The 26,478-nt window shown below is 59.6% G+C and carries 26 protein-coding genes; 12 read left to right on the top strand and 14 right to left on the bottom strand.

Annotation, left to right across the window (positions count from 1 at the left end; translation table 11 throughout):
* Window positions 1–221 precede the first annotated feature (221 nt).
* From KVG85_RS05580 to KVG85_RS05540, 9 genes are all read left to right on the top strand, one after another.
* Window positions 222–578, top strand: coding sequence for a hypothetical protein (locus KVG85_RS05580; protein WP_217863209.1), 357 nt, complete (start codon window positions 222–224; stop codon window positions 576–578).
* 519 nt (window positions 579–1,097) lie between these two features.
* Window positions 1,098–2,285, top strand: a complete 1,188-nt coding sequence (locus KVG85_RS05575; RefSeq protein ID WP_217863208.1) for a YcaO-like family protein — start codon at window positions 1,098–1,100, stop codon at window positions 2,283–2,285.
* Window positions 2,286–2,311: 26 nt separating this feature from the next.
* Window positions 2,312–4,018 (top strand): ATP-binding cassette domain-containing protein, encoded by a 1,707-nt coding sequence (locus KVG85_RS05570; protein WP_217863207.1) that lies wholly within the window; start codon window positions 2,312–2,314, stop codon window positions 4,016–4,018.
* 167 nt (window positions 4,019–4,185) lie between these two features.
* Entirely contained in the window at window positions 4,186–5,145 is a 960-nt protein-coding gene (locus KVG85_RS05565) for an AAA family ATPase (protein WP_217863206.1), read from the top strand.
* Window positions 5,146–5,149: 4 nt separating this feature from the next.
* The gene (locus KVG85_RS05560; RefSeq protein WP_016774988.1) at window positions 5,150–6,094 is read left to right on the top strand and encodes a DUF58 domain-containing protein; all 945 of its coding nucleotides are present in this window, start codon (window positions 5,150–5,152) and stop codon (window positions 6,092–6,094) included.
* Window positions 6,091–6,588, top strand: a complete 498-nt coding sequence (locus KVG85_RS05555) for a DUF4381 domain-containing protein (RefSeq protein ID WP_042606790.1) — start codon at window positions 6,091–6,093, stop codon at window positions 6,586–6,588. The genes KVG85_RS05560 and KVG85_RS05555 overlap by 4 nt, the downstream gene beginning before the upstream one ends.
* The gene (locus tag KVG85_RS05550; protein WP_207808672.1) at window positions 6,581–7,660 is read left to right on the top strand and encodes a vWA domain-containing protein; all 1,080 of its coding nucleotides are present in this window, start codon (window positions 6,581–6,583) and stop codon (window positions 7,658–7,660) included. Before KVG85_RS05555 ends, KVG85_RS05550 begins: the two co-directional genes overlap by 8 nt.
* Complete coding sequence (locus KVG85_RS05545) at window positions 7,657–9,390, top strand: vWA domain-containing protein (RefSeq protein ID WP_217863205.1); 1,734 nt, start codon at window positions 7,657–7,659, stop codon at window positions 9,388–9,390. Before KVG85_RS05550 ends, KVG85_RS05545 begins: the two co-directional genes overlap by 4 nt.
* Window positions 9,387–11,018, top strand: coding sequence for a BatD family protein (locus tag KVG85_RS05540; protein ID WP_217863204.1), 1,632 nt, complete (start codon window positions 9,387–9,389; stop codon window positions 11,016–11,018). Before KVG85_RS05545 ends, KVG85_RS05540 begins: the two co-directional genes overlap by 4 nt.
* A 109-nt stretch (window positions 11,019–11,127) precedes the next feature.
* On the opposite strand, the gene KVG85_RS05535 is transcribed toward KVG85_RS05540, so the two are convergent.
* The 6 genes from KVG85_RS05535 to KVG85_RS05515 all read right to left on the bottom strand — a co-directional run bounded on the left by KVG85_RS05535 (window position 11,128) and on the right by KVG85_RS05515 (window position 13,607).
* The gene (locus KVG85_RS05535; protein ID WP_217863203.1) at window positions 11,128–11,541 is read right to left on the bottom strand and encodes a hypothetical protein; all 414 of its coding nucleotides are present in this window, start codon (window positions 11,539–11,541) and stop codon (window positions 11,128–11,130) included.
* A gap of 31 nt (window positions 11,542–11,572) precedes the next feature.
* Entirely contained in the window at window positions 11,573–12,031 is a 459-nt protein-coding gene (locus KVG85_RS05530; protein WP_217863202.1) for a hypothetical protein, read from the bottom strand.
* Window positions 12,031–12,261, bottom strand: a complete 231-nt coding sequence (locus KVG85_RS05525; protein WP_225926633.1) for a hypothetical protein — start codon at window positions 12,259–12,261, stop codon at window positions 12,031–12,033. The genes KVG85_RS05530 and KVG85_RS05525 overlap by 1 nt, the downstream gene beginning before the upstream one ends.
* A gap of 12 nt (window positions 12,262–12,273) precedes the next feature.
* Window positions 12,274–12,702: a hypothetical protein gene (locus tag KVG85_RS05520; protein ID WP_217863201.1), complete on the bottom strand. Its 429-nt coding sequence runs from the start codon at window positions 12,700–12,702 to the stop codon at window positions 12,274–12,276.
* Between the two features lie 67 nt (window positions 12,703–12,769).
* On the bottom strand, window positions 12,770–13,024 hold the full coding sequence (locus KVG85_RS26405) for a DUF8617 domain-containing protein (protein ID WP_496198499.1): 255 nt from the start codon (window positions 13,022–13,024) through the stop codon (window positions 12,770–12,772).
* Window positions 13,025–13,130: 106 nt separating this feature from the next.
* Entirely contained in the window at window positions 13,131–13,607 is a 477-nt protein-coding gene (locus tag KVG85_RS05515) for a hypothetical protein (protein ID WP_217863200.1), read from the bottom strand.
* Between the two features lie 267 nt (window positions 13,608–13,874).
* Here KVG85_RS05515 and KVG85_RS05510 point away from each other — a divergent pair, with 267 nt between their 5' ends.
* From KVG85_RS05510 to KVG85_RS05500, 3 genes are read left to right on the top strand one after another with little or no spacing between them, the layout of a single operon-like run.
* Window positions 13,875–15,119: an exonuclease SbcCD subunit D C-terminal domain-containing protein gene (locus KVG85_RS05510; protein WP_217863199.1), complete on the top strand. Its 1,245-nt coding sequence runs from the start codon at window positions 13,875–13,877 to the stop codon at window positions 15,117–15,119.
* Window positions 15,116–18,757, top strand: coding sequence for an AAA family ATPase (locus tag KVG85_RS05505; protein ID WP_217863198.1), 3,642 nt, complete (start codon window positions 15,116–15,118; stop codon window positions 18,755–18,757). Before KVG85_RS05510 ends, KVG85_RS05505 begins: the two co-directional genes overlap by 4 nt.
* Window positions 18,754–19,350 (top strand): glutathione S-transferase, encoded by a 597-nt coding sequence (locus KVG85_RS05500; RefSeq protein ID WP_217863197.1) that lies wholly within the window; start codon window positions 18,754–18,756, stop codon window positions 19,348–19,350. The genes KVG85_RS05505 and KVG85_RS05500 overlap by 4 nt, the downstream gene beginning before the upstream one ends.
* 124 nt (window positions 19,351–19,474) lie before the next feature.
* Here the strand turns inward: KVG85_RS05500 and KVG85_RS05495 are convergent, their stop codons facing one another.
* The 8 genes from KVG85_RS05495 to KVG85_RS05460 form a co-directional block, all read right to left on the bottom strand.
* Window positions 19,475–19,732 carry a hypothetical protein gene (locus KVG85_RS05495; RefSeq protein WP_039763921.1) on the bottom strand — a complete coding sequence of 86 codons (258 nt, stop codon included), beginning with the start codon at window positions 19,730–19,732 and terminating at the stop codon, window positions 19,475–19,477.
* Window positions 19,729–19,941 (bottom strand): hypothetical protein, encoded by a 213-nt coding sequence (locus KVG85_RS05490; protein WP_039763920.1) that lies wholly within the window; start codon window positions 19,939–19,941, stop codon window positions 19,729–19,731. The genes KVG85_RS05495 and KVG85_RS05490 overlap by 4 nt, the downstream gene beginning before the upstream one ends.
* A gap of 394 nt (window positions 19,942–20,335) precedes the next feature.
* The gene (locus KVG85_RS05485; RefSeq protein WP_016775003.1) at window positions 20,336–20,515 is read right to left on the bottom strand and encodes a hypothetical protein; all 180 of its coding nucleotides are present in this window, start codon (window positions 20,513–20,515) and stop codon (window positions 20,336–20,338) included.
* Between the two features lie 156 nt (window positions 20,516–20,671).
* On the bottom strand, window positions 20,672–21,847 hold the full coding sequence (locus tag KVG85_RS05480; RefSeq protein WP_217863196.1) for a lactonase family protein: 1,176 nt from the start codon (window positions 21,845–21,847) through the stop codon (window positions 20,672–20,674).
* The gene (locus KVG85_RS05475; RefSeq protein ID WP_217863195.1) at window positions 21,834–22,145 is read right to left on the bottom strand and encodes a DUF5629 family protein; all 312 of its coding nucleotides are present in this window, start codon (window positions 22,143–22,145) and stop codon (window positions 21,834–21,836) included. Before KVG85_RS05475 ends, KVG85_RS05480 begins: the two co-directional genes overlap by 14 nt.
* Before the next feature lie 216 nt (window positions 22,146–22,361).
* Window positions 22,362–23,942 carry an aldehyde dehydrogenase (NADP(+)) gene (locus tag KVG85_RS05470; RefSeq protein WP_217863194.1) on the bottom strand — a complete coding sequence of 527 codons (1,581 nt, stop codon included), beginning with the start codon at window positions 23,940–23,942 and terminating at the stop codon, window positions 22,362–22,364.
* A gap of 9 nt (window positions 23,943–23,951) precedes the next feature.
* A complete protein-coding gene (gene araD1 / locus KVG85_RS05465) occupies window positions 23,952–24,944 on the bottom strand; it encodes an AraD1 family protein (RefSeq protein ID WP_122507911.1) in 993 nt (330 codons plus the stop codon).
* Between the two features lie 144 nt (window positions 24,945–25,088).
* Window positions 25,089–26,411 carry an MFS transporter gene (locus KVG85_RS05460; protein ID WP_024013183.1) on the bottom strand — a complete coding sequence of 441 codons (1,323 nt, stop codon included), beginning with the start codon at window positions 26,409–26,411 and terminating at the stop codon, window positions 25,089–25,091.
* Window positions 26,412–26,478: the final 67 nt, after the last annotated feature.

The following is a 26,478-nucleotide window of genomic DNA, read 5'->3' as shown; positions in this document are numbered from 1 at the left end:
GTGGCTATCACAAGGGAAAAATCGAAATTTCGGGTCGATTTTGCGCATTCGGTAATTGCCTTACGCTGACGGCGGATTTTCCCTTCGCGCTATTCGGAAGTGGGCGACGGAAATGTCCTGCTTTGCCACTTTTTACCGATGGAGGCAGCGCAAACCGGTTGAGACTGGCAAAATCGCGCCTTCGAACAGATTCACCGCCGCCACTGCCCAGGATTTCCCCCATGCAAATGACCACCGCGCTACTGATCGTCAACCCGTGCGACGACGAAGAAGACAACATGGCCATGCTCTGCTGCCACAGCGACAAGGGCGAGATGTTCCTGATGAGCCGTTACCCGGATGAGGATGAGCTGGAGATCACCCTGGATGGCGAGCCTTCGACGCTCGAGGGGGTCAAGGTCACGCTGACGTCGAAACTGCTGAAGATCGAGATCGCTGCGGCGGATGCCGATGCGTTGAATGGCGATGATGTGCTGGAGATCGCTTTCAACCCGGATATGGTGGATATGGATGAGGTTGTTGAGACTTTGAAGAATATTCTCGATGGGACAGGAACTTTTGTAAATAATCTGGAATAACCAGTTCGGCTCACATGGCAAGATAAATGACGACGGCATTTGATCGCCCCTAATGCCATCGTCATTAATTCCACGCTGATCGATATCTCCACAAGTTCTAAACACCTGCAAACCATAATTTGCGCTAATTTTCCGCATAGAACGCCGCTGTGTTTAACAGCACGAAGTTCGATCCTACTACTCCTCAAGAAGCGCCCTACGCAATCATCGGAATCCGTCTGATTGCGGGCCCAACACTCCCTTGTTATTACTCGTTGCGCTTGCAAAAAAACATGCAAGCTCGGCGCACAAAAAAGTGCCGACAACGTGATATTCAATGGAGTCATATGTAATGGGTAGAAAACGTTCTGAAATAAACACCTTCGATGATTTGCCTTATGGCTCGGGCCACTTTGAAGGTTTCCTGGCGACGGAACTGGACTTCTTCGCCTCACTGACCCGCTGACTCGGCCTCCCGATCAGCCAATCCTGAAAATGCCGAAAGTCGATCTTTCGGCATTCAAGCCTACGAGGCTCACCATGTCAGAGCGTGAGATTTCATCCAGGGAAGCGTTTGTCCGAATAAACAATGTTATCCAGACACTGGGTTTGAGAGCGCGAGTGCGCTATGTAGATGACGGTAATCTGGTCGCTACTGCCGAACTCTATAACGAATACGACACGCTGATTGAATCAGGCGCAGGCAAAGGTCCCGACGCGCTTGTAGGTGCACTTGCTGAAAGCCTTGAGCACTACGCGATGTTTCACGCCGAGCCGCCATTTTGCAAAACGCTTGGTTGCAGTGACATCGCTTCGCAGAACGGGGTCGAGTCGGACGGCATTTTCACAAGTCTGCGAAAAAACATCGAGCCACTACAGTGTCTGCAGCTTGCATCACTCGACGGCTGCGCCGGGCTTTTTGTGCCATGCGCCCTGCTGTATCCGGTCAAAGATGAACGTAAAACAACGAGTCAACCGACGCGCTTTTTAAATCGCTACGCCTCTAACTCAGGAACTGCTTTCGGCTGCACGAAATCAGAAGCACTGCTGCACGGTACCCTGGAACTGATTGAGCGACACCTGTTGTCCCGGTTTTTCATGGCCGTCTGCAGACTGATACCTCCGATCGATCTCTACTCACCGTCGGCGCCCCTGCTTGCGCAAGCCCTGTTCAACAACTCATACGCGCTACGGGCTGCCGAAGCTTTGCAGATCATCATTATCAAAGACGAGTCAGAAGTTTATCTGGCAGTTGCATTACCACGAACCGGCCCCGGCGACCGACATATATCCGCAATCGGCTCCGGCTGTTCTTTGGACATATTTATCGCCATCCAAAGAGCGGTAACGGAGCAATTCCAATCAAACGCCTTATACGACGCCAACGATGAAATCGCGGACCGAAAGATACTTGATGTGCTTTGTCAATCCGAGAAACTGAAACAGCTGATAGACTTTGCACCTGTTAAAAACTTGAAACTCAATACCCTGGCGCCGCCAAAAAACCTGCTTGCACTCTCTGTTCCTGAACAACTTGCCTTGCTCCGAAAAAACCTGAGCGGCATGAACAAAGTCCTATTTTTCAGAACAGTCATGGAGTATCCCGGGACCAACGTAGTTACCCAGACTTATATCCCGGGTCTCGACCGATTCAACATAATCAGAAATGGCCAACCCGTAGCTCCTCAGCACATTTTGCTCGGCACCAGGAGCTCGCCAACGGCGTGATTCAAAACGACCACAGGCACATACTCATGCAGACATTTATAAGAACAGCCTGCGAGAAACATCGACTCCTGCTGGTGATGACAATAGGCGCAACCATCACCCTGAAAATCCTCGCCCTGGCCCCTCCTTTGCTATTGGGCAAGATCGTCGATTCACTAAACGATGCCGATCACACAACGCTGCGTACGCTGCTTTTTTTCACCGCAGCTTTTACGCTGGCCGGTTGCATTCAGTCGATGACCACCCCGCTGCAAACGCTACTGCTCTCAAAGCTCGTCCAGCGAATTGTCATGGATGCTTCCATCAATTGGATGGCGCGGTTGATGGGCAAGGACTTTTCCCAGTTCGGCACGTGGCGAATAGGACAGTTCATCAAGTCGGTCGAGCGCGGAATCACTGCCCACGAACAGTTGCTGATGTTCTTCGTCACTACGGGTTTCCCCCTGTGTCTGGAATTTCTTATTGTGGCCGGCGCATTCTGGTATATGGGCGGAGCCTGGGTTTTCTGCGCGCTAGCAGGCCTCGGTGGCTGTTATCTCTATGCAACTCACCGGATCATTCGATGGCGCAGAAAACACATCGATGCTGTTAATGACCAGGAGGATGAGCTGAGTGCAACCTTGGTCAATACTTTGAGGGCTGGTAAATCGATAAAACTGGAACGCGCCGAACGCACGGCCCTACAACCCTTGAACCGAGCATTTGAGCGCTACGCCAACGCTGCTGTAACCGTAGCAGGCTCGGGCGGACTGTTGAGCGCGGCGAAGATTTTGTTTATCAGCCTGTCCACCGGCGGTTTGTTGGCTTGGGGAGTCATGGATCAGACGTCCGGACAAGCAAGTATCAGCGTCGGTCAGTTGGTAGCCATTTTCTCTATTGCTGGTACGTTCCTGTTGAATGTATCGGCGCTGACCGAAGGCTATCGGGTGCTGGATCAATTCTCGGCTGATCAACGGCGACTCAAAGAATTACTTGCAACTGCTGACTTCGATAACGATCGCCGCAATGACTCTGATGCGTTGCATAACCTATCAACATTACGGCTCGAGCCCTGCGAGATCACCCATAACGGTGTTGCGCAGCTATCAATTGCCAGCCAGATCAGCTTCCGACAGGGCCAATCCGTCGCGATCATCGGGCCCAGCGGCGCTGGCAAATCGACGTTACTCGAAGCGCTGGCAGGACTGGATTTTTCGGTGCGGCCCCGGCTGTTCATCGACGAGCTGTGCATAGATCGCTTAAATGCTCGCGTTCATCTGGAAACGGTGCGTTACAGCCCCCAGTCTCCGCAGTTCCTGGAAGGAAGCTTTGAACAGTCCGTACTTTTCGGTGTTGAGCAGTCGAAAACATTGAACGAGGCAATTCAATCTCTCCAGCTTGATGAAATCATTGGCCGAGGTCACATCGCTGAAAACGCCACCAATATCTCCGGAGGTGAAGCGAAGCGGCTTTCGTTGCTGCGACTCCTCAATCGACCGGGCAAATTCAATCTGTTTGATGAGCCGAGTGCTTCGATTGAACCGAAACTCGCCACACCAGTGTGGGATTTGCTATTCAAGACATTCGCTGGACAGGGCTTTGTATGTGTCACCCATGATGTTGAACATCTCCATCGTTTTGACCGCGTGCTCGTCATGCAGCAAGGCGCCATCGTTGATGAAGGCAAATGGTGCGAACTGCTTGAGCGCCCCGCCATCAAGGTCATATTGAACAGCTTGCACACGCAGACCTGAATCGTAGCAACGTCCAGAAACGGCCCTACACAGTGCAAACGGAGGCCGATACTGACAAATCGCGCAAATGCCGTTAGTCGCCGCCCCCCACGATGGATTAAAGTAACGCCCCCAGCCCCGGCGTTATCCGAACGCCCCGGCCACCCCCTTTCCAGGAACAGTCACCGATGGAACATCGTGAAGCGCTGCTGGCGCTGCGAACCTTTCTTTCAACGCAGATTCTCGGCCAGGAAAAACTCATCGAGCGTTTGCTCATCGCCCTGCTCGCCGACGGCCACATGCTGGTCGAGGGCGCTCCCGGTCTGGCCAAGACCAAAGCGATCAAAGAACTCGCCGAGGGCATCGAAGCCCAGTTCCATCGAATCCAGTTCACCCCCGACCTGCTGCCGGCCGACATCACCGGCACCGAAATCTACCGTCCGGAAACCGGCAGCTTCGTCTTCCAGCAGGGGCCGATCTTTCACAACCTGGTGCTGGCCGACGAAATCAACCGTGCGCCGGCCAAGGTGCAATCGGCCTTGCTCGAAGCGATGGCCGAGCGTCAGGTCAGCGTCGGGCGCAGCACCTATGAGCTGTCGCCGCTGTTTCTGGTAATGGCCACGCAGAACCCGATCGAACAGGAAGGCACCTATCCGTTGCCGGAAGCCCAGCTCGACCGCTTCCTCATGCACGTCAAGATCGGCTTCCCCGACGCCGCTGTCGAACGGCGTATCCTCCAGCAGGCCCGTGGCGAGGCGTTGAACGGTGAGACCAAGCCCGAGCGCCGGGTCAGCCAGCAGGCGATCTTCGCCGCGCGCAAGGAAATCCTTGGTTTGTACATGGCCGACGCCGTGGAGGAATACCTGGTGCAACTGGTCATGGCCACGCGTAACCCGGCCAAGTTCGACCAGGAAATGGCCGAGTGGATCGCTTACGGTGCCAGTCCACGCGGCTCGATCGCCCTCGATCGCTGCGCCCGCGCTCATGCCTGGCTGGCCGGTCGCGATTTCGTCAGCCCGGAAGACATTCAAGCGGTGCTGTTCGACGTGTTGCGCCATCGCATCATTCTGTCGTTCGAAGCCGAAGCCGCTGGCATCGATCAGGATCGCGTGGTGCAGCGGATTCTCGACGTCGTCGCCGTCGCTTGACCCCATGAACGCCGCCCTGCCCTCCGAACCCGGTATCCGCATCAGCCTCGCCGAGCTGATCGAGATGCGTCACCGCGTGCGCGAGGTGCAACTGTTTTCCACGCCGAGTCAGCGCAGCCCGCTGATCGGCCTGCATCACTCGAAATTCCGTGGCCGTGGCGTCGACTTCGATCAGGTGCGGGTGTATCAGGCCGGTGACGATGTGCGCACCATCGACTGGCGCGTCACTGCGCGCACGCAGGAACCGCACACCAAGCTGTTCCACGAAGAGCGCGAGCGACCGATTTTCATCATGGTCGAGCAAAGCACCCGGCTGTTTTTCGGCTCGGGGCTGATGTTCAAATCGGTACTGGCGGCCCAGGTCGCGGCGCTGATCGGTTGGGCCGCGCTGGGGCACAACGACCGGGTTGGCGGGCTGGTGTTTGGCGATAACGAGCACTACGAAATCAAACCTCGCCGGAGCAAGCAGAGCCTGCTGCAATTGCTCAACCGTCTGGTCAAGGTCAATCAGTCGCTGCACAGCGAGCGCGAGCCAGATCGCGATGCCTTCGGCGTGGCCCTGCGCCGCGCGCGGGAAGTGCTGCGCCCGGGCAGTCTGGCCATCGTCATTTGCGATGAACGCGCTTTGTCCGACAGCGCCGAGCAGCAATTGAGTCTGCTGGCGCGGCATTGCGATCTGCTGATGTTGCCGCTGTCCGATCCACTCGATCACGCCCTGCCCGCCGCCGGCCTGCTGCGCTTCGCCGAACGTGGCGCACAACTGGAGATCGACACGCTGAACTTCGACCTGCGCCAGACCTACCGCGCCCAGGCCGAAGCGCGCATCGCCCGTTGGGAATTGCTCGCGCAAAAGCTGCGGGTGTTGCTGATGCCGTTGAGCACGCAGAGCGAAATGGTTGAGCAGATGCGCGAGTTCCTGAACCCGCAGCGTCCGGGGAAAGGTCGATGAACGGCCTCGAACAACTGCAACCGCTGATCTCGCCGCCGCCGATCGCCTTCTGGCCACCGGCGCCGGGCTGGTGGCTGCTGCTTCTGCTGTTGCCGCTGCTGGGTTTTGCCGTGTGGAAGCTGCGCCGCTTCATTCCGATGAAGAAACGCCCGGTGGTACGCGCCGAGCAACCGCTGGATCCGGTGCGCATCGCCGCGCTCGCCGAACTGGCGCAAATGCCCAAGCCTTACGATGGCGCTCCGGCCGGTGCCTGGCTGCAACAACTCAACGGCCTGCTCAAACGCCTGTGCCGCAACCACTATCCGTACAGCCAGAGCCACACCCTCAACGGCCGGAAATGGCTGGCCTTCCTTGACAACCGCTGCCCGGCTGCCGGCCTGACGCGCTGGATGGTGCTGGTCGAAGGCGCGTACAAACCGGAATGCAAACTCGATGACAAAGCCATCGCCGGCCTGACCCAAGCGGTCGACACGTGGATTCGCAAACATGTTTGAGTTCGCCTGGCCGTGGATCTTCGTGCTGTTGCCGCTGCCGTGGTTGATGCGTCTTGTCCTGCCGGTGGCCGACAGCGGCGAGCCGGCGCTCAAAGTGAGTTTCCTCGCCGACCTCGAAGGCCTCGCCCGCCGCCGCGCCCGCGCCAACTTGCCGGCGTGGCGGCAGCAGGCGCCGTTTATCTTGCTGTGGCTGATCCTGCTGATCGCCGCCGCGCGCCCGCAATGGCTCGGCGAACCGCTGCCGATAGCCGCCAGTGGCCGTGATCTGCTGGTGGCGGTGGACGTGTCCGGTTCGATGGATTTTCCTGACATGCAATGGCAGGACGAGGAAGTCAGTCGCCTGTCGCTGGTGCAGCACTTGCTCGGCGATTTCCTTGAAAGCCGCGACGGCGACCGCGTCGGCCTGATCCTGTTCGGCAGTCAGGCCTACCTGCAAGCGCCGCTGACCTTTGACCGGCGCACCGTACGCGTCTGGCTCGACGAGGCGCGGATCGGCATCGCCGGCAAGAACACGGCGATCGGCGATGCCATCGGCCTGGCCCTGAAACGCCTGCGCCTGCGCCCGGCGCAAAGTCGCGTGCTGATTCTGGTCACCGACGGCGCCAACAACGGCGGCGAAATCAATCCGCTGACCGCCGCAAAACTGGCCGCCAGTGAAGGCGTCAGAATCTACCCGATCGGCATCGGCGCCAATCCCGAGGATAGCGGCTCGACCGGCCTGCTCGGGGTCAATCCGAGCCTTGATCTGGATGAGCCGGCGCTCAAGGCCATCGCCGAAATCACCGGCGGCCAGTACTTCCGCGCCCACGACGGCCTGGAGCTGCAAGCGATCAAGGACACCCTCGATCAGCTCGAACCGGTGACTCAACAACCGACTCAGGCACGCCCGGCGCAAGCCTTGTATCACTGGCCGCTGGCGTTGGCGCTGTGGTTGAGCCTGTTGCTGGTCGTTCGCGAACTGTGGCCGGACAATCCGCTGCAACGCCTGTTCAGCAAGCAACTGTATTTGCAAAGTCCGCTGCCGGACTGGCGTCAGCGCTTGCAGCGTTTGCGCCTGCGGAGGCGCCGATGATCGCGCTCTGGCCGCACTGGTTCCGCCCTTGGTGGCTGTTGCTGTTGCCGCTGCTCGGCTGGCTGCTCTGGCAACTCTGGCACCGACAGAAACGCGCCGGGCGCTGGCAGATGATTCTGCCGCCAGCGTTCCATGCAGCATTGCTCAGTGGCGGCAGCGGTCGCCAGAGCAAACTGCCGTGGGTCGCCCTTGGCGTGGCGTGGTTGCTGACTATTCTGGCCTTGCTCGGGCCGAGCTGGGAGCGCGTCGAACAGACCAGCCAGAAACCCGCCGATCCGCTGGTAGTCGTGCTCGAACTGACCCCGGAGATGCTCGCCACCGACTCGCCGCCGACGCGTCTCGAACAGGCGCGGCGTAAGCTGTTCGACCTGTTGCAGGCGCGCAGCGACGCGCAGACCGCCATCGTCGTCTACGCCGGCAGCGCGCACACGCTGGTGCCGCTGTCGGATGACTTGGCGACCAGCCGTAATCTGCTCGATGCACTCAAGCCGTCGCTGATGCCGCAGAGCGGTCATCGCGCCGATCTGGCCGTGAGCAAGGCATTGGCATTGCTCAAGCAAGGTGCGCTGGGACAGGGACGGATTCTGCTGATCGGTTCGTCGCTCAACGAAGAGGAACGGCGCGGCATTCGCCGTGCGCTGAATGGCGAGTCGACGCAACTGCTGATGCTCGGCATCGGCACCGCCGAAGGTGCGCCGATTGCCCAGGAGGACGGCAGTTTCCTCAAGGACGAGCAAGGCGCGATCCGCGTGCCGCAACTCGACAGTCCTGGTCTGGCGACTTTCCTCAACAGCGTGGGCGGTGAGTATCACCCGGCGCGCCTTGACGAGGCTGATCTTGGCGCACTTGGCCTGCTCAACGGCCCGCGCAGCCTGCGCGACGACGGCCAGACCGTGCGCCTCGATACGTGGGCCGATCAGGGTTACTGGCTGCTGTTGCCGCTGTTGTTGCTGGCGGCGTGTGCCGGGCGCCGTGGTTGGCTGTTCTGTCTGCCGCTGCTGTGGTGCCTGCCGCAACCGAGCTACGCTTTCGACTTCGAAGACTTGTGGCTGCGCCCCGACCAGCAAGGTTTGCACCTGCTCAAGCAGAAACGCCCGGCCGAAGCCGCGCAGCATTTTGACGATCATCAGTGGCAAGGGGTGGCGTTGTACGAGGCCGGCGACTACAGTGGCGCCGCTCAGCGCTTTGCCGAGGGCAGCGATGCCCGCGCCCACTACAATCGTGGCAACGCCTTGGCAAAAAGTGGCGAGCTGGAAGCAGCGATCGATGCCTACGAACAGGCGCTGGAATTGCAACCGGATCTGCGTCCGGCGCAGACCAACAAGGCGCTGGTGGAAAACCTGCTGAAGCAGAAAAACGCCCCGCCGCCGCCCGAACCGGACAACCAGCCGAACGAACAAAGTCTGCCCGGCGATGAGCCTTCGCCCACCACCGCGCCCCCTCCGGCGGTGAGCAGTGAAACCCAGAGCGAGCAACCGGCCGAGTCGGCCAGCGAACCGCCGCCTACCGCCCCGCCGCTGCCCGGCCCCAATGAAATCCCCGGCAGCAACGAGGAAGAGGAAACCGACACGGTGCCGACCCTGCGCCCGAGCGAGAACAACCTCGAAGGCGAGCAGCGTCAGGCGCTCGAACAATGGCTGGGCAAGATCCCGGACGACCCGGGCGAACTGCTCAGGCGCAAATTCTGGTACGAACAGCAACAACATCAGGATCAGGAAAACAATCGATGACCCGCTTCACCGCTCTCTTGCTGCCCCTGCTGATCTGCACGGCCACCGCTCAGGCGGCCGAGCTGACCGCCAGCGTGGATCGCAGTCGCCTGAACTCCGGCGAGACGGTCGAGCTCACCCTCGAAACTGACGACGTCACCCAGTTCGGCAAGCCCGACCTGTCGGCGCTGGAAGCGCTATTTGAAGTGCGCGGCACGCGCCAGGTCAACCAGCTCAACACCCTCAACGGCGACAACCGCGCGACCACACGCTGGATCATCACCCTGCTGCCGAAAGAGAACGGCAGCGTCGTGATTCCGCCGCTGCAACTGGGCGAAGCGCAGAGCGAGCCGATTACCGTGCAGGTGATCGCCAGCGATAACCGCGAAGACAACAACAGCCTTGATCCGGTGTTCATCGAAGCCAGCCTCGACCAGACCAGCGTCTACGTGCAGGCCCAGGCCATCCTGACTTTGCGCATTTATCACTCGGTTTCGCTGTACGACGACAGCAGCCTGAGCCCGCTGCAAATCGCCGATGCGCGCATCGAGCAGCTCGGCGACACGCGCACCTACGAGAAAGACATCAACGGTCTGCGCCACGGCGTGATCGAGATGCGCTACGCGATCTATCCGCAACACAGCGGCCTGCTGACGATCGCCCCGCAGACCTTCAGCGCCACGCTGGTCGATACCGCGCCATCGGCAGACGCCTCGGGGCCCAAGCCCGGCAAATTGATGCGCGTCAGCTCGGCGTCGATTCCGCTGACGGTCAAACCGAAACCGCTGACCTACCCGGTCGATGCACCCTGGCTGCCGGCGCGCAGCCTCAATCTCAGCGAAAGCTGGAGCCCGGAACCGGATCACACCCAGGTCGGCGACTCACTGACCCGTAGCCTGACCCTGAAAGTCGAAGGCCTCGCCAGCTCGCAACTCCCCGCCCTGCCCGCCACCGACGTCAACGGCCTGCGCCGCTACCCCGATCAACCGGTGCTGAGCAACCAGAGCAGCGACCGCGGCATCATCGGCAGCCGCGAAGAGCGCGAAGCCCTGGTGCCAAGCCGCAGCGGCGCGATCGACCTGCCAACCGTCGACGTAGTCTGGTGGAACACCTTCGAAGACCACCTCGAACACAGCAGCCTGCCCGCACGCACCCTGCAAGTGGCGAACAACCCCAGCCTGCAAATCGACACCCCGGCCGGCACCCTGCAACCGAGCACGCCCGACAACGACACCCTGTGGTGGTGGAAACTCAGCACCCTGATCCTCGCCTGCACCACCCTGCTCGGCTTCGGCCTCTGGTGGCGCGCCCGCTGGCAACCGGCAATCCACCGCGCCGCCCAGACCGGCCCTAGCCCACGCACCCTGCTAGACGACATCAAACGCGCCAGCCAGGCTAACGACCCCCACGCCACCCGCCAGGCGTTGGATGCGTGGGCGCGGCAGCAACCGGAAACACTGGCGGACATGGCGGCTCGGTTTGTGCCGTTGTCGGATGCACTGGATGGCTTGAACGGCGCGCTGTACAGCGAGACCGGGCAGCATTGGCAGGGTGAGGATTTGTGGCGGGCGATTCGAACGATTCCCGCCGCCGAGCGCGTGCAGGATCCGGTGAGTGAAAGTGGGTTGCCGCCGCTTTATCCGAAGTGAAAAGCGAAAGATCGCAGCCTTTGGTAGCGCCTACGGATTGTGTTTAGGAGCTGCCGAAGGCTGCGATCTTTTGATTCTCATAAATACTGATCCATGAGTACCGTCGAACCTAGGGGAGCTTGACCAGCACAATTTCATCGGACCCCTTTGGCAATTCCAGCAAATACTTCCAGCTTTCAATAATTTTCTTCCACTCTTCCAAGCTGAATTTGCTTTCAGGCTGACCGATCCAGTCATCGTTTATGTTTATATCGACCTGTACACCACTCGCATCAATATTCAGCACAACATCATTTCCGCCTTCACAGACTGATAGCTGAGTGCCGTTCATTACTGACGTCAAGGACTCAAGCAGGCGATCACAAGCCCCGGAGTATTGGGCAATAGCGCCAAGGACAGAGCAGACATATAGCTCATACCGTTGAGCTCCCTCTTGGCCTGGGCTCACTTGCGCCATGTCATGAAAAACCTCACCCAATACTGGGTGAGTGCCAGCCATATGATAAAAAAATTGCAATTCCATAAATGCATTCTCAGCGAATAATTCGGGAAAGCTACGCAGTCCCAGTAGATCTATGAGCCTGATTTTCTGTTGCGTCTAACACGGACAACTCTACGTAGACAGCCTCAACGATGGCGTCGCCTTCTTCGAAATCAGGCACATAAAACCTTAAACCCACACCAGTGACACTGAAGCCTGAATTATTGAAAACCAGAACCTCTCCTCGCTTGGCCAAAAACTGTCGAACCACAAGCGCATTCTCACCGACCAGTTTCTGGTTGTCCCAAACAAGCTCACTCCATTTCAAAAACTCAACGCCAACGACCCGGTAGCGCTCATCAAAGTAAACGTGCACGCCTAAATCATCGTAAGCGTCGGTCGGTACTGTCGAATCTTCGACTTTGTAAAACGCCTCAAACCGACCACCAAGCGCCTTCCTTGATTCTTCTCGGGACATGCCAGCGTGAATCAATCCGAGATCACCGCGACTTGACAGATTAAACACCAACATCACTTCCTTTCGAAATCAACTGGACACGGAACAATGCCCAACTCGCCCCATAGCATCGACAAGCCTATGCTTTTCATATAAGTCCCAAAATCCAGAAAAGGCGCAACGCCGATCGCCTCAACTGAAAACCAGGTGGCGTCACACTCTGGGCACATGAATAACTTTTTTCCGGTGGCCTTGACATGGGCACAGACAATGTAATCCTGCTGACATCTTGGGCAGATGATCATCTCTGGCTCCTGTTAGAGCACGACGCCATTGAATGAGTTTTCACGACGCAGATTGATATATAAAGCGGTGATCAAGTCGTCGTCATCGTCCACATAAAACCCCATACCCAACTCACCTACTTCAAATCCGTCATCATCAATGACGGGGTCAATACCGTGGCGACGAAACAAAGCCAATACGTCCGTGGATGTTTCGCCTACAAGCTTGTGCCCGCTCCAGGACACCGTGCTTCTTTCAAAAAACTCTACTCCTTTAACCATATTTTGCTCGTCGTAATAGACATGAAGGTCGAGCTGAATATAAGCATCGGTAGTATTCAAGGAGCCAGTTGTTTTCCAGAACACTTCGAAACCGGGCCCAAGAATGTCGCGCACTTGACCTCTGGGCAACGTTCCATTCAAAGGGCCGACCGCTCCGTACTCCGCAATTGAAAAGTCCATTTGAAGCCTCTTGCTGGCGAACAATCCAGCTCCCACTCTTTCCCCGAAAGCATGTGGGCGCGCTCTATCATACTTCCTTGATATAGGAAGAAAAGTTTCCGCTACCTTGATCAATATGTAGTCGTTCGCATTTATTGCATCGATAAACAGTAGTAGCACCCGCACCTATCTGCTGATAGAACTCTTCATCAGACAACCAACGATCTGCCAAGGCAGCACCCAGCTCATCTATCTTTCGCTCGGCAACCATCGAATATTCTGACTCGGACGTACCATGAGACAAATTGATTATCTGGCCGCACACACAGGAAAATTTAGGCATTGTATTGGTGGCTCAACTCAAGAAACGTCATTGCTCGCCCACGGTCTTGAGGCGGGCACATCAAGACAAAAAACCTTTTATCAGCGAGCGTTGGGAATGGGATCAATCATTGTTTCACCTGATAGAACGTAACCACCGGGCCGTAATCCTCATCCGAGTTCGACACCTCGACAGTGAATAACGTGTCCGGGAATTTCTCCTTCAACACCATTCGCCAGGCAAACCCGATCATCTCGCACAGCTGATGAAATATCCTGGGCGATACACCATTGCCGAATTGGCCAAAAACATCATAAATTTTCACATAATTCATAAGCCGCTCAACCTCAGCCATGTCGCCAGCGGCCAGATTCACGGAGCGCGCGTACGCTTCTTGTGAAAAATTTCGCTCCAGGAAAACGCCTCCCTCCGACACGATGAACGTCGGGAACAGCAACGTGGAAAACATCAATATCTGTTCCGGGTGGCATTGGTCGTTGATATACGAATGAATATCCAGGCCTTCCTGATTTGCCCACTGCTGCTTCCATGTGTCGAAGGGTTCTGTGTCGAGAACCAAGGGTATAGAGTTGATCACTTGCATTACATTGGCTCCGCACCCGATCTTCCGGCGTCAGCTTTATCGAATAACGCTGAAGACTGGACGTAACGCTTGCGACTGAGGTGATATCAATACGATGGCTCGATATTAGGTAGCCGCTGTATGGGCGTCAACGAGCGAATCGTCGAAATGCCCTGCGGCGTTCCGCTGGGACAAGCCCCACCGGCGCAATAATCTGTAAACTCTCCCCTCTTTCGCCGCCCTCATTTCATCTGCGGCCATCACCTCTTTTCTGTAGCGGAGTCCACCTTGCGTCTGTTCCACACCTCCGACTGGCACCTTGGGCAAAACCTGCACGGCCAGGAGCGCGATTTCGAGCACGCGTGTTTTCTCGAATGGCTGCTGCGCCAGTTGCACTTGGCGCAGCCGGATGTGCTGCTGATCGCCGGGGACATCTTCGATACGGTCAACCCGCCCGTCAAAGCTCAGGAACGCCTTTACGACTTCATCGTCAGCGCTCACGAACAGCAGGCGTTGCTGACCATCGTGATGATCGCCGGCAACCATGATTCCGGCTCGCGGATCGAACTGCCGGCGCCGTTGATGCGACGTTTGCGCACTCACGCGTTGGGGCGGGTCTTGTGGCTGGATGACGGGCAACTGGATGCCGAACGGCTGCTACTGCCGTTGCCGGATAAAACCGGCGAAATCGCCGCGTGGTGTCTGGCGCTGCCGTTCTTGCGCCCGGCGGAAGTCACTGGCGCGCATCTGGGTGACAACTATCTGCGCGGCATCGGTCAGGTGCATGAATGGCTGATCGCGGCGGCGAATGCCAAGCGTCAGCCCGGTCAGGCATTGATCGCTATCAGCCACGCGCACATGGCCGGGGGCTCGGTATCGGAGGATTCCGAGCGCAGCCTGATCATCGGCAATGCCGAAGCGCTGCCCGCCAGCCTGTTCGGCGAAAGCATCAGCTATGTCGCCCTCGGCCATTTGCACAAGCCGCAGAAGGTCAACGGCGAGGAGCGCATTCGCTACAGCGGCTCGCCGATTCCGCTGTCGTTCTCCGAAATCGGTTATCAGCATCAGATTCTCGATGTGGTCCTGGACGGTGAAACACTGGTCAGCGTCGAGCCGAAACTGATCCCGCGCTCGGTCAATCTGCAGCGCATCGGCCCGGCGCCGCTGGCCGAGATCCTGCTGCAACTGGCCGACCTGCCGAACATCGATCTGCTCGCCGAAACCCAGCGCCAGCCATGGCTCGAAGTGCGCGTGCGCCTGGATGAGCCGCAGCCGGATCTGCGCCATCAAGTGGAAACCGCACTGCAAGGCAAAGCCGTGCGACTGGTGCGCATTGCCGCTGAATACGCTGGCAATCGTGGCGCCGATGGCAGCGATGACGGCAGCACACTGATCGAACTCGACCAGCTCACCCCGCAGGAACTGTTCAGCCGCGCCTGGCTCGACAACTACGGCAGCGAGGTCGACGAGCAGACGCTCAAGGACTTCGCCGAACTGCTGCAGGACGTGCAACTGGAGGGCGAGCAGCCATGAAGATTCTCGCCATTCGTTTGAAGAACCTCGCCTCGCTGGCCGGGCCGTTCGAGATTGATTTCACCGCTGAACCGCTGGCCAGCACCGGTCTGTTCGCAATCACCGGCCCGACCGGCGCCGGCAAAAGCACGTTGCTTGATGCCTTGTGTCTGGCGCTGTTTGGCGCTGTGCCGCGCCTGAACAACACCGGTCGCGATGCGAAAGTCCCGGATGCTGACGGAGAGATCGCCACTGGCGACCCGCGTACCTTGCTCCGACGCGGCACCGGTGAAGGCTATGCCGAAGTGGATTTTGTCGGCGTCGATGGCCGCCGCTATCGCGCGCGCTGGGAAGCCAACCGTGCTCGCGAGAAGGCGGGCGGCAAGCTCCAGGCCAGTCGGCAGAGCCTGCGCGACATCGATCAGGATCAACTGCTCGCCAGCCAGAAAGGCGAATACAAAACCCAGCTGGAAGCCGCGCTGGGCCTGAACTTTGAACAGTTCACTCGCGCTGTGCTGCTAGCGCAGAGTGAGTTCAGTGCGTTCCTCAAGGCTGACGACAACGACCGCAGTGAACTGCTGGAAAAACTCACCGACACCGCGCTGTACACCCGCCTCGGCCGCCGTGCCTTCGACAAGACCAAAGAAGCCCGTGAAGCGCACAAGCAGTTGCAGGATCAGGCCACCGGTGTGACGCCTTTGGCGCCGGAAGCGCGCGCCGAACTCGACGAGCGTTTCAACACCGCGCAGCAACAAATGAAGGCGCAACAGGCGCAGCTCAAACAGCTTGAGCAACAGCATGCCTGGCTGAAGGATTTGCGTCTGTTGCAGGAAGCGCAGCAAGCGGCCAGCGAACAACTGCAAACCGCGCAACAGCAATGGCAGGCCCTGGCCGGCGAGCGGGTGAAACTGACGCGTCTGGAACAGCTTGGCCCGCAACGCCATCAGTTCGCGCGCAAGGCCGAGCTCGATGCGCTGCTGACGCCACTGGCGACGCAGATTGCCGCGCACACCCAACAACACGCGGCACTCGGGGAACGCCAGACGCAGCTGGAACAGAACCTCGACGCCGCGAAAGTCGCCCTGAGCGAAGCGCAGCAGCGGCAGAGCGAAAACGCGCCGTTGCTGCGTCAGGCATTCGAAGAGCAAAGCACCCTCGCCCGCCTGATCAAGGACACCGCCAGCAGCGCCGAAGCCCGGCAGGCGGCCGAGCAAGCGTTCAGGGATGGCCAGAGCGCGATTCAGGCCATGCAGGAAAAACAGGCTGAAGTCGCCGAGCGTTTGCAACGCATCGCCGCGGAGCTTGAGCAGAGTGCGCATCTGGCGCCGTTGAGCGATGCCTGGAGCGCCTATCGCGACCGTCTGCAACAGCTGATGCTGATCGGCAACCGCATGAACAAGGGCCAGAGCGAACTGGCGTCCCTCGAACAGAACGCCGCGCACAGTGCTGAGCAACTGGCCTCGCACAAACAGCAGCTGGAAGTGCTGTTCAAAGAGGCCGGCGCCGAGCCCGATGCGGTTGCGGAACAGATCGGCCTGCTCGGCACTTTGCTGCAGGACAACCGCAAACAGCTGCGCGCGATCGAAGACCTGTCGCGCCTGTGGGCGACTCGGCAGGATCTCGACAAGCGCAGCGCCGAATTGCAACAACGCCAGCTCGACGCGCAGCAGCAACGCGAACGTCTGACCCAGGACGGGGTGAAAACCAAGGCCGAACTGACCGTCGCCGAGCAGACCCTAAATGTCACTCGCGAGCTGCTCGAGCGGCAGCGGCTGGCGCGCAGTGCCAGTGTCGAAGAGTTGCGCGCGCAGTTGCAGGACGATCAGCCCTGCCCGGTCTGCGGCAGCAACGAGCATCCCTATCACCAGCCCGAAGCGCTTTTGCAAAGCCTTGGCCGTCACGATGAAAGCGAACAGGCCAACGCCCAGCAAGTGGTCGATCAGCTCAAGGAAAAACTGATCGAGCTGCGCGGCGAAGTCGGTGGCGTGATCGCGCAACAGAAAGAATTGCTCCAGCAACAGGAACAATTGGCTGCGCAGCAACAAGCCCTGGCGCCGAGCCTCGACGCGCATCCGCTGGCCGCGCAACTGTTCAATCAGGACGCCGACAAACGCGACGCCTGGCTCAGCCGCCAGACCGAGCAATTGAACCAGAGCATCACTCAGGACGAACAACGCCAGAGCGCCCTGCTCACCTTGCAACAGGACGCGGCGCGCTTGTCGCAGCAATTGCGTCAGGCTGAAGCGGCGCATCAGCAAGCGGCGCAACAGCTGAGCCATCAGCAGCATGAACTCAACAGCGATCGTCAGCGCCTTGAAGAAGAACTCAGCGCGTTCGGCCCACTGCTGCCCGCCGACACGCTTGAGGCCTTGCGCCTTGAGCCGGCGGCAACGTTCATGCACCTGGACCGGCAGATTGCCGAGCGTCTGACCCAGCTCGAACAGCAAAAGGAAGAGCTGAGCGAACAGCAGCAACGCCAGCAGACGTTGGAGAAAGAACAGGATCGTCAACAGCTGCGCACTCAGCAGCTGCACAGTGCCGAACAACAATTCACGGCGTTGACCGAGCAGCAGCAAAGCTGTCAGGAAAAACTCGCGCAGTTACTCGGCGAGCACGACAGCGCCGAGCATTGGCAGCAGCAGTTGGAACACGCCGTGGAACAGGCGCGCAGCGCGGAGACCAGCACCGCTGAGGAGCTGCAAAGCGTGCACACGCAGTTGGTGCAGATCGCCGCTGAGCTCAAGGCCCAACAGGAACGTCTGCAAGCACTGCAAGCTGAAGACCTGGCACTCGCCGGCAAGATCGCCGATTGGCGCGCCAGCCACCCGGAGCTGGATGACGGCGGCCTCGAAGACTTGCTGCGCTTCGACGACGCGCAAGTCGCCACGCTGCGCCAGACCCTTCAGCACAACGAAAAAGCCATCGAACAGGCCCAGGTCCTGTTGCAGGAGCGCGATCAGCGTCTGCTTGATCACCAGGCCCGGCAGGACGGCAATCTTGACGCCGAACAGCTGGACAGCGCCCTCGCCGAGCTGCAAAACCAGTTCGCCGCCAGCGAACAGCAGTGCGCCGAACTGCGCGCCGAACAGGTTGAAGACCAGCGCCGGCAGAACGCCAATCAGGCGCTGGCCCAGCAGATCGCCGACGCCTATGCCGAGTACCAGCGCTGGGCGCGGCTCAGTGCCTTGATCGGCTCGGCCACCGGCGACACTTTCCGCAAGATCGCCCAGGCCTACAACCTCGACCTGCTGGTGCATCACGCCAACGCGCAGCTGCGCCAACTGGTCAAACGCTATCGCCTCAAACGCGGCGGCAGCATGCTCGGCCTGCTGGTGATGGACACGGAAATGGGCGACGAACTGCGCTCGGTGCATTCGCTTTCCGGCGGCGAGACGTTCCTCGTATCACTCGCCCTTGCGCTGGGCCTGGCGTCGATGGCGTCGAGCACGCTGAAAATCGAATCGCTGTTTATCGACGAAGGTTTCGGCAGCCTTGATCCTGAATCCTTGCAATTGGCGATGGACGCGCTCGATGGCTTGCAGGCGCAGGGACGCAAGGTGGCGGTGATTTCCCATGTGCAGGAAATGCACGAACGGATCCCGGTGCAGATTCAGGTGCGGCGCCAAGGCAATGGTTTGAGCACGCTGGAGGTGAAATGAACACGCTGTTTTCCTTCCGCCGCTGCCCTTACGCGATGCGTGCGCGAATGGCCCTGCGTTATGCGAGCGTGCCGGTGGAGATCGTTGAGGTCAGCCTCAAGAACAAACCGGCGCAGATGCTCGCGCTCTCGCCCAAGGGCACCGTGCCGGTGCTGAATGCCGATGGCGTGGTGATTGATGAGAGTCTGCAGATCATGCGCTGGGCGTTGGCGCAGAATGATCCGGATGATTGGTTGTTCAAGAATGATCCGGAAGCTGACGTCATCATGGACATGCTGATCGAGACGAACGATCAACGATTCAAGACTTCGTTGAACCACTACAAATACGCTGAGCGTTATCCAGAGCAACCGATGGAGGTCTATCGCATGCAGTGCGAGATGATCGCCCACTATCTGGATCTGACGCTCGCAGACCACGACTATTTGCTGGGTGACCGGCTCAGTCTCGCCGACATCGCCCTGCTGCCTTTCGTCCGACAGTTCGCTCATGTTGATCGCGAGTGGTTTGCGCAGACGCCATATGTGCGCTTGCAGGCCTGGTTGCAGCGCTTGCTCGAATCCGAGCTGTTCATCTCGATCATGAAGAAGTAACCCTCTCTCCCTCTTGATCGTTCCCACGCTCCGCGTGGGAACGCAGCCGGGGACGCTCTGCGTCCCTTTGGAACGCGGAGCGTCCCTTGAGGCATTCCCACGCAGAGCGTGGGAACGATCTTCGTCAGGCCAGGGCGTTACACATGCCCAGCGCCATGCAATCCACTTCAAACGGCCCGAGAAAATCCACCGCGACCTTGACCGGTGGATTGCCCGCCATCAGCCCCAGCGTGTTGGCGCGTTCAATGTTGTGCGCGATGTTGTGGTTGGCCTCTATGGCCCGGGCCAAACCGCCCACCGAGCCCTGGCCAAACCCCAGGAGTGAGGCGCCGTTGGTCATCAGCGCGAGGCTGGCGATGACCCAGAGTCTGTAGCCTTTCATGCGCCGCCGACTCCTGCGAGTTCGGCCCTGTCGACCATGGCGCTTTGCGAGCGCAGTTCGAACTGGATGCCGGGGTGGGCGACGTCGATCGGGGCGTCGAAGCTGTGTTCCATCTGCGCGCCGATGCTGACGAACAGCACCACGGCCAGGTACAGACCGATGGCCAGGTAGGCGCCGCGTTTGGCGGAAGTGAGGATTGCGCTGGCCATGGTGTTCTCCGTGGGCAAAGGTTTCGATGGCCACAGAATCAATCAAAAAAGCCGAAGCAACCACTCAGGGTTTGCAATGGTGAATATCAGCTTCGTTGATTATTTAGCCGCTCTATTTGCCGGCGAGAGAAAACCTATGAGTGCAGAACGCGCGCGCGCGAGCTGCCGAAGGCTGCGATCTTCTGATTGATCGTTCCCACGCTCCGCGTGGGAATGCCTCAAGGGACGCTCCGCGTTCCAATGGGACGCAGAGCGTCCCGGGCTGCGTTCCCACGCAGAGCGTGGGAACGATCAGGTTACGCGCGCGCGTAGGAGCTGCCGAAGGCTGCGATCTTTGGACGATGAAGATCAAGAGATCGCAGCCTTCGGCAGCTCCAACAAGGAGATGGCAATTTCAGGCTTGGGTTTTGTGATCCAGCGCGGCGTAGAAGTTGGCGCTTTGTTGCAGGTATTTCTGGGTGTAGCTCTGGGTGTGGGATTTTTTGCTGGCGATTTCGACGTTGGCACCGGCTGGTAATACCACGGTGGCAGAAATGGCGGAAGCGGCGATGACGGAGAAGAGATTGAAGTTCATGGCGGTAACCCTCGTGTTCGTTTGCTTGGTTTGCCCGGTCGGGCTGTGAAACAAACGTAACGCTCGAGGGTTGCTCGCTTGAAATCTTTTGTAGCATTAGCCGATATCAGTGCAATTAATACAACGATGCAGGCCCCGTAGACCGGGGCCTGTGGCTTATTGTCGCACCAGGAATTTCAGATCGCTTGGCGCGTCCATCGGCAGTTTTTGCACGGTTTTGCCCAGCAGACCGGTCTTGGCATCGCGTTCGACGACGACAATCTGGTTGCTCTTCTGGTTGGCAATCAAGACGAATTTACCGCTCGGATCAAGGGCAAACTCGCGCGGGTGATCACCTTCGACCGAGCGCTTTTGCAGCTCTTTGAGCTGACCGGTCGCAGGATCAATGCCGAACACTACGAGCTGATTGGCCGTGCCGCGATTGCTCACGTAGAGAAACTTGCCGTCAGCCGAAGCATGCAGCGCCGCGCCGGCCTTGTCCGAGGTTGGCTGGCCCGCCGCGAGATCGACCAGTTGCGTCTGGGTCAGCACGCCGTCGTTGTAGTCGAACACCGCAACCTGCGCGCTCATCTCCATGGTCAGCCAAGCGTGTTTGCCATCAGCGCTGAACAGCAGATGACGCGGGCCACTACCGGCCGGCAAGGCTACCGAGGCGGTTTTCGCCGGGGTCAGCGGCAGGTGTGGATTGGCTTTCGGGTCGTATTGATAGATGAAAACCTTGTCCGCGCCCAAATCATTGGAGAACACATAGCGCCCGTCCGGCGACGACACCGTCGAGTGCACATGATTGGAAGCCTGACGCTCAGGATTGACCCGGCTGGCCGGGTGGCCGCTCATCTGCACCACCGGTTTCAGCTGGCCGTCGGCATCGACCGGCAATACCGCCAGGGTGCCGCCCGGATCTTCCATCACCGAGTAGTTGCTGACGAACAGGTGTTTGGCGTCAGCGCTGAGGCTGGAGTGGGTCGGCTCGTTGCCCAGGCTCTGCACTTGATTGATCAGGCTCAGCGCATGGGTCTTCGGGTCGATGGCGAAGCTGCTGACGCGGCCGACCGGGTCAGTCTGGCCCGGACCGTTTTCGTTGACCACGAACAGGCGTTTCTGGTCTTTCGAGAGGGTCAGCCACGAAGGGTTTTCGGTCTTGACCACTTGCAGTGGCTTGGCGTCGATCTGGCCGGTGGCGCTGTCGAACTGCATGCGGTAGATGCCCTGGCTGGCACCGGCGGTGTATGAGCCGACCAGCAACTGCAAGGTGTCGGCAGAGGCGCTGGAAAGCCCCATCGCGCCGACGCTGCCGGCCATCAGCAAAGGCCAGAAGTTACGCATTTTCATTATTGTCATCCTCATCGTCGCTGCTGCTGACTACGTCGCCGAGGCACACCAGACGATGCTCGCCCGTGGTCTTGTTGTCGCTGGCGTAACCGACGATCAGCCAGCTCTGCAGCGTCTCATCGAACGTCGCTTCCGCAACCTGCGCCGGGGTGAATTCCCAGTTTTTGGCTTCACGGCCATCGATGCATTCGATGTGCAGGTTATCGTCCTCGTCGAGGGCGAATTCGAAGGCGTGCAGGCCATCGATTTCGACCATACCGCAGTGTTCGAGGGCGTTGAGAAGGGTTTGGGCAGTCATGGCAAACAGTCTTTCTAGGGGGGAAAGGGCCAATGATAGCCCAATGTGATACAGAGGCCCCTGCTGGAACCTCTGTCTGATCGTTCCCACGCTCCGCGTGGGAATGCCTCAAGGGACGCTCCGCGTTCCAGTGGGACGCAGAGCGTCCCGGGCTGCATTCCCACGCAGAGCGTGGGAACGATCAACAATCAAAGACACAGGAAATCGCGGTGTTGGCTAGATCGCCTCACGCGATGGCTTGCCATCCACCAAACGCTGAATCCGCAGTGGGTTGGCGTTTTTCAGTGGTTCGGGCAGCAAGCTGTCCGGGTAGTTCTGGAAGCACACCGGGCGCAGGAAGCGATCGATCGCCAGCGTGCCCACCGAAGTGCCGCGCGCATCGGACGTCGCCGGGTACGGCCCGCCGTGCACCATCGAATCGCACACTTCGACACCGGTCGGATAACCGTTGAGCAGGATGCGCCCGACCTTCTGTTCCAGCAGCGGCGTCAGTTCGGCGAATTGCTCGAAATCAGACGGCTCGCCGATGATCGTCGCGGTCAATTGACCGTGCAGGCCGTGCAGCGCTGCGCTCAGTTGTGCCTGATCGGCCACTTCGACGATTACTGTGGTCGGACCGAACACTTCTTCCTGCAGCACTTCGTCACCGTTGATCAACAGCCTGACATCAGCCTTGAACAACTGCGGCTGCGCCTGATTGCCCTGCTGCGGATTACCGGCCAGATGCTCGATGCCGCTGTGCGCCAGAAGCTTTTCCAAGCCTTTGCCATAGCTGCCGAGGGTGCCGGCGTTGAGCATGGTTTGCGCCGGTTGATCACCGATTGCAGCGGCGACTTGCTGTACAAACGCGCTGAATTGCGGTGAGCGAATACCGATGACCAGACCCGGGTTTGTGCAGAATTGACCGCAACCCTGCACCACCGACGCGGTGAGGTCGCGCGCGACGGTTTCCGAACGCGTGGCCAGTGCCTGCGGCAGCACGATGACCGGGTTGATGCTCGACATCTCGGCAAACACCGGGATCGGTTGCGGACGAGCGGCAGCCATGTCGCACAGGGCGCGACCGCCCTTCAGCGAGCCGGTGAAACCAACGGCCTGAATCGCCGGATGCTTGACCAGCCATTCACCGACGCCGCCACCGTAGATCATGTTGAACACGCCGGCAGGCATGCCGGTTTTTTCTGCCGCACGAATGATCGCGTCGGCGACCAGTTCAGCCGTGGCCATGTGGCCGCTGTGGGCCTTGAACACTACGGGGCAACCGGCGGCCAGTGCTGCTGCGGTGTCGCCACCAGCGGTTGAGAACGCCAGCGGGAAGTTGCTCGCGCCGAACACCGCGACCGGGCCGAGGCCGATGCGGTACTGACGCAGATCCGGACGTGGCAGCGGCTGACGATCCGGCAATGCCTGATCGATCCGCGCGCCGTAGAAATCACCGCGACGCAGGACTTTGGCGAACAGACGCATCTGCCCGCTGGTGCGACCGCGCTCGCCCTGAATGCGTCCGGCCGGCAGCGCGGTTTCGCGGCAGACCACAGCAACGAAATCATCGCCAAGCGCATCCAGTTCATCGGCGACCGCGTCGAGGAACTGCGCGCGACGTTCGGCGCTGAGGCTGCGATAGGTCGGGTAAGCCGCAGCGGCGGCCTTGGCGGCGGCGTCGACTTCTTCGGCCGTGGCCTGAATGAAATCGTGCGGCAGGGCCTCGCCAGTGCTGGCGTCGACCGAGTGCAGTTTGACGCTGCCGGCGGCGCTGCGCTGACCGCCGATGTAGTTGTGACCGAGAATCTGAGTCATGGGATCTCCTTAAAGGGTGCCGATGCTGTCCGGTTCAAAAGCCGCCTGAACCGGTGCGATACCGTTGACCAGCGGTGCGCCGAAGTCGGCCTGGCTGATCTCGAACGTGTCGCCCGGCTGGGTGCGGATGCCGTCGGCAAACGACAGGGTCGCTGTGCCGAAAAAATGAATGTGCACGTCGCCCGGACGCAGGAACTGACTGTATTTGAAGTGGTGGTACTCGAGGTTCGCCAGGCTGTGGCACATGTTGGCCTCGCCACTGAGGAACTCGTTCTGCCAGAGCACTTCGCCGTCACGCAGGATTCGGCTGGTGCCGGCAAGGTGTTGAGGCAATTCACCGGTGCGAAGTTCCGGGCCATAACTGCAACTGCGCAATTTCGAGTGCGCCAGGTACAGGTAATTCTTGCGTTCCATGACGTGGTCGGAGAACTCGTTACCGACGGCGAAACCGAGGCGATACGGCTTGCCGTCGTTGCCGATAACGTACAGGCCGGCCATCTCTGGCTCTTCGCCGGCGTCTTCGGCGAACGGCGGCAGCGGGAACGGCTGCCCCGGACGCACGACAATGCTGCCGTCGCCCTTGTAGAACCACTCTGGTTGAACGCCGGCCTGCCCCGCCGCCGGTTTGCCACCCTCCACGCCCCATTTGAAAATGCGCATGGTGTCGGTCATCGCCGCTTCATCGCCGGCCTGCTGGTGCATCTTGTCGCGGGCCGAAGCACTGCCCAGATGGGTCAGACCAGTACCGCTGACCAGCATGTGTGCCGGGTCCGGGTGATCCAGTGGCGGCAGGATGCGCAGGTCTTTGAGCAACTGCGCGTAGTCGTGGCTGGCACCTAGGCCGAGGCTTTGCACTTGCTGCTCAAGGGAGCTGCCGGCCTCGATTGCAGCCAGGGCCAGATCACGGACACTGCGGGCGTCCTCGACTTCGCGGACCTGACCGTTGTCGACCACGCCGACACGGCGCTCGCCGTTGGGTAATTCGAATTGAACCAGATGCATGATTTTCTCCTGTTCCATCAAAAACGCCGCTATCCCTGTGGGAGCGAGCCTGCTCGCGAAAGCGGTGTACCAGTCACCAGCAGTGTTGAATGTGATGGCCTCTTCGCGAGCAGGCTCGCTCCCACAGGGGCCAGTGTTGGTCAGTCAGGTTCGGGTCGCGCCACGGGCGCTGGCGGCGAATTGGTCGACGGGCAGCACGTGTTTGCGTTCCAGCACGCGGTAGACGATGCCGGTCAGGATCAGCCCGAACACCATCACGCCCGAGAGGAAGTACAACCCCGAAGCCAAATTGCCGGTGTATTCCTTCAACGCGCCGATCACGAACGGCCCGATGTAACCGCCGAGGTTGCCCACCGAGTTGATCAAGGCAATCCCCGCCGCTGCACTGGCGCCAGCAAAGAAGCGCCCTGGCAAAGTCCAGAACACCGCTGTGCACGAGAACAACGCGAACGCCACCAGACACAGCGCCGCCAGTTGCGCCACCGGTAGCGACAGCCAGGCACTGAGGAACAGGCCCAGCGCACCGAGCACATAGAGCACCGCCAAGTGGCCGTAGCGATCATTCAAACGGTCGGAGCTGCGCGGAATGATCAGCAGGCCGATGATCCCGAAAATGTACGGCACCGAAGAGACGAAACCGGTCACCAGGTCGCTGCCGCCGAACTGTTTGATCAGCGTCGGCAGCCACAGGCCCAGACCATAAATGCTCAGGGTCACCGGCAGATAGAACAGCGCCAGCAGCAACACGCGTTTGTCTTTCAGCGCATGCAGCGGATTGCCGTGACGGGTCTGGCCGTATTCCTGCAAATCCTTTTTCAGTTCGCCGGTCAGCCAGTCTTTTTCCGCCTGATCCATCCACTTCACTTGCTGCGGGCCGTCCGGTAGCCAGCGCAGCACCGGCCAGGTCAGCAGGATCGCCGGGGTGCCGATGACGATGAACAGCCACTGCCAGCCATGCAGACCAAGGATGCCGTCCATGCCCAGCAAGCCACCGGACACGGGACCGGTGATCATCATCGCGATCGGTTGCGACAGGATGAACAGGCCGAGGATCTTGCCGCGATGGCGCACCGGGAACCATTGGGTGATGTAGTACAGCACGCCGGGGAAGAAGCCCGCCTCGGCCGCGCCGAGCAGAAAGCGCATCACATAGAAGCTGTGCGGCCCTTGCACGAAGGCCATGCCGATGGTGATCGCGCCCCAGGTGATCATGATCCGCGCGAACCAGCGCCGCGCGCCGAAGCGTTCGAGCATCAGGTTGCTGGGAATCTCTAGAAGAAAGTAACCAATGAAGAACAGCCCGGCACCGAGGCCATAGGCGGCGTCGCCGATGCCGATGTCGGCGCCCATGTGCAGCTTGGCGAAGCCGACGGCGGAGCGATCCACATAGGCGATCAGGTACAGCAGGATCAGGAAGGGAATCAGTTTCAGTGTGATGCGCCGGACAAGCCGCAATTCCTGGCTCATGAGATCGGTCTCCGATTGTTGTTTTTATAGAACCTCGGGGGACGCCTCTCGCCAAAACAGCCAGGGC

Origin of the sequence: Pseudomonas triticicola (genome assembly GCF_019145375.1) — a bacterium.
GTDB lineage: Bacteria > Pseudomonadota > Gammaproteobacteria > Pseudomonadales > Pseudomonadaceae > Aquipseudomonas > Aquipseudomonas triticicola.
This window is presented reverse-complemented; position numbering and strand designations above follow the sequence as displayed.

What these genes read in the sequence shown, in the direction of transcription:
- KVG85_RS05560 (WP_016774988.1), top strand. Translation starts at nt 5,150, where the DNA reads ATGAACGCCGCCCTGCCCTCCGAACCCGGTATCCGCATCAGCCTCGCC.
- KVG85_RS05490 (WP_039763920.1), bottom strand. Translation starts at nt 19,941, where the DNA reads ATGGCCAGCGCAATCCTCACTTCCGCCAAACGCGGCGCCTACCTGGCC.
- KVG85_RS26405 (WP_496198499.1), bottom strand. Translation starts at nt 13,024, where the DNA reads ATGCCTAAATTTTCCTGTGTGTGCGGCCAGATAATCAATTTGTCTCAT.
- KVG85_RS05520 (WP_217863201.1), bottom strand. Translation starts at nt 12,702, where the DNA reads ATGGACTTTTCAATTGCGGAGTACGGAGCGGTCGGCCCTTTGAATGGA.
- KVG85_RS05475 (WP_217863195.1), bottom strand. Translation starts at nt 22,145, where the DNA reads ATGACTGCCCAAACCCTTCTCAACGCCCTCGAACACTGCGGTATGGTC.
- KVG85_RS05530 (WP_217863202.1), bottom strand. Translation starts at nt 12,031, where the DNA reads ATGTTGGTGTTTAATCTGTCAAGTCGCGGTGATCTCGGATTGATTCAC.
- KVG85_RS05515 (WP_217863200.1), bottom strand. Translation starts at nt 13,607, where the DNA reads ATGCAAGTGATCAACTCTATACCCTTGGTTCTCGACACAGAACCCTTC.
- KVG85_RS05540 (WP_217863204.1), top strand. Translation starts at nt 9,387, where the DNA reads ATGACCCGCTTCACCGCTCTCTTGCTGCCCCTGCTGATCTGCACGGCC.
- KVG85_RS05500 (WP_217863197.1), top strand. Translation starts at nt 18,754, where the DNA reads ATGAACACGCTGTTTTCCTTCCGCCGCTGCCCTTACGCGATGCGTGCG.
- KVG85_RS05480 (WP_217863196.1), bottom strand. Translation starts at nt 21,847, where the DNA reads ATGAAAATGCGTAACTTCTGGCCTTTGCTGATGGCCGGCAGCGTCGGC.
- KVG85_RS05495 (WP_039763921.1), bottom strand. Translation starts at nt 19,732, where the DNA reads ATGAAAGGCTACAGACTCTGGGTCATCGCCAGCCTCGCGCTGATGACC.
- KVG85_RS05570 (WP_217863207.1), top strand. Translation starts at nt 2,312, where the DNA reads ATGCAGACATTTATAAGAACAGCCTGCGAGAAACATCGACTCCTGCTG.
- KVG85_RS05565 (WP_217863206.1), top strand. Translation starts at nt 4,186, where the DNA reads ATGGAACATCGTGAAGCGCTGCTGGCGCTGCGAACCTTTCTTTCAACG.
- KVG85_RS05525 (WP_225926633.1), bottom strand. Translation starts at nt 12,261, where the DNA reads ATGATCATCTGCCCAAGATGTCAGCAGGATTACATTGTCTGTGCCCAT.
- KVG85_RS05550 (WP_207808672.1), top strand. Translation starts at nt 6,581, where the DNA reads ATGTTTGAGTTCGCCTGGCCGTGGATCTTCGTGCTGTTGCCGCTGCCG.
- KVG85_RS05505 (WP_217863198.1), top strand. Translation starts at nt 15,116, where the DNA reads ATGAAGATTCTCGCCATTCGTTTGAAGAACCTCGCCTCGCTGGCCGGG.
- KVG85_RS05580 (WP_217863209.1), top strand. Translation starts at nt 222, where the DNA reads ATGCAAATGACCACCGCGCTACTGATCGTCAACCCGTGCGACGACGAA.
- KVG85_RS05575 (WP_217863208.1), top strand. Translation starts at nt 1,098, where the DNA reads ATGTCAGAGCGTGAGATTTCATCCAGGGAAGCGTTTGTCCGAATAAAC.
- araD1 (WP_122507911.1), bottom strand. Translation starts at nt 24,944, where the DNA reads ATGCATCTGGTTCAATTCGAATTACCCAACGGCGAGCGCCGTGTCGGC.
- KVG85_RS05535 (WP_217863203.1), bottom strand. Translation starts at nt 11,541, where the DNA reads ATGGAATTGCAATTTTTTTATCATATGGCTGGCACTCACCCAGTATTG.
- KVG85_RS05460 (WP_024013183.1), bottom strand. Translation starts at nt 26,411, where the DNA reads ATGAGCCAGGAATTGCGGCTTGTCCGGCGCATCACACTGAAACTGATT.
- KVG85_RS05470 (WP_217863194.1), bottom strand. Translation starts at nt 23,942, where the DNA reads ATGACTCAGATTCTCGGTCACAACTACATCGGCGGTCAGCGCAGCGCC.
- KVG85_RS05555 (WP_042606790.1), top strand. Translation starts at nt 6,091, where the DNA reads ATGAACGGCCTCGAACAACTGCAACCGCTGATCTCGCCGCCGCCGATC.
- KVG85_RS05485 (WP_016775003.1), bottom strand. Translation starts at nt 20,515, where the DNA reads ATGAACTTCAATCTCTTCTCCGTCATCGCCGCTTCCGCCATTTCTGCC.
- KVG85_RS05545 (WP_217863205.1), top strand. Translation starts at nt 7,657, where the DNA reads ATGATCGCGCTCTGGCCGCACTGGTTCCGCCCTTGGTGGCTGTTGCTG.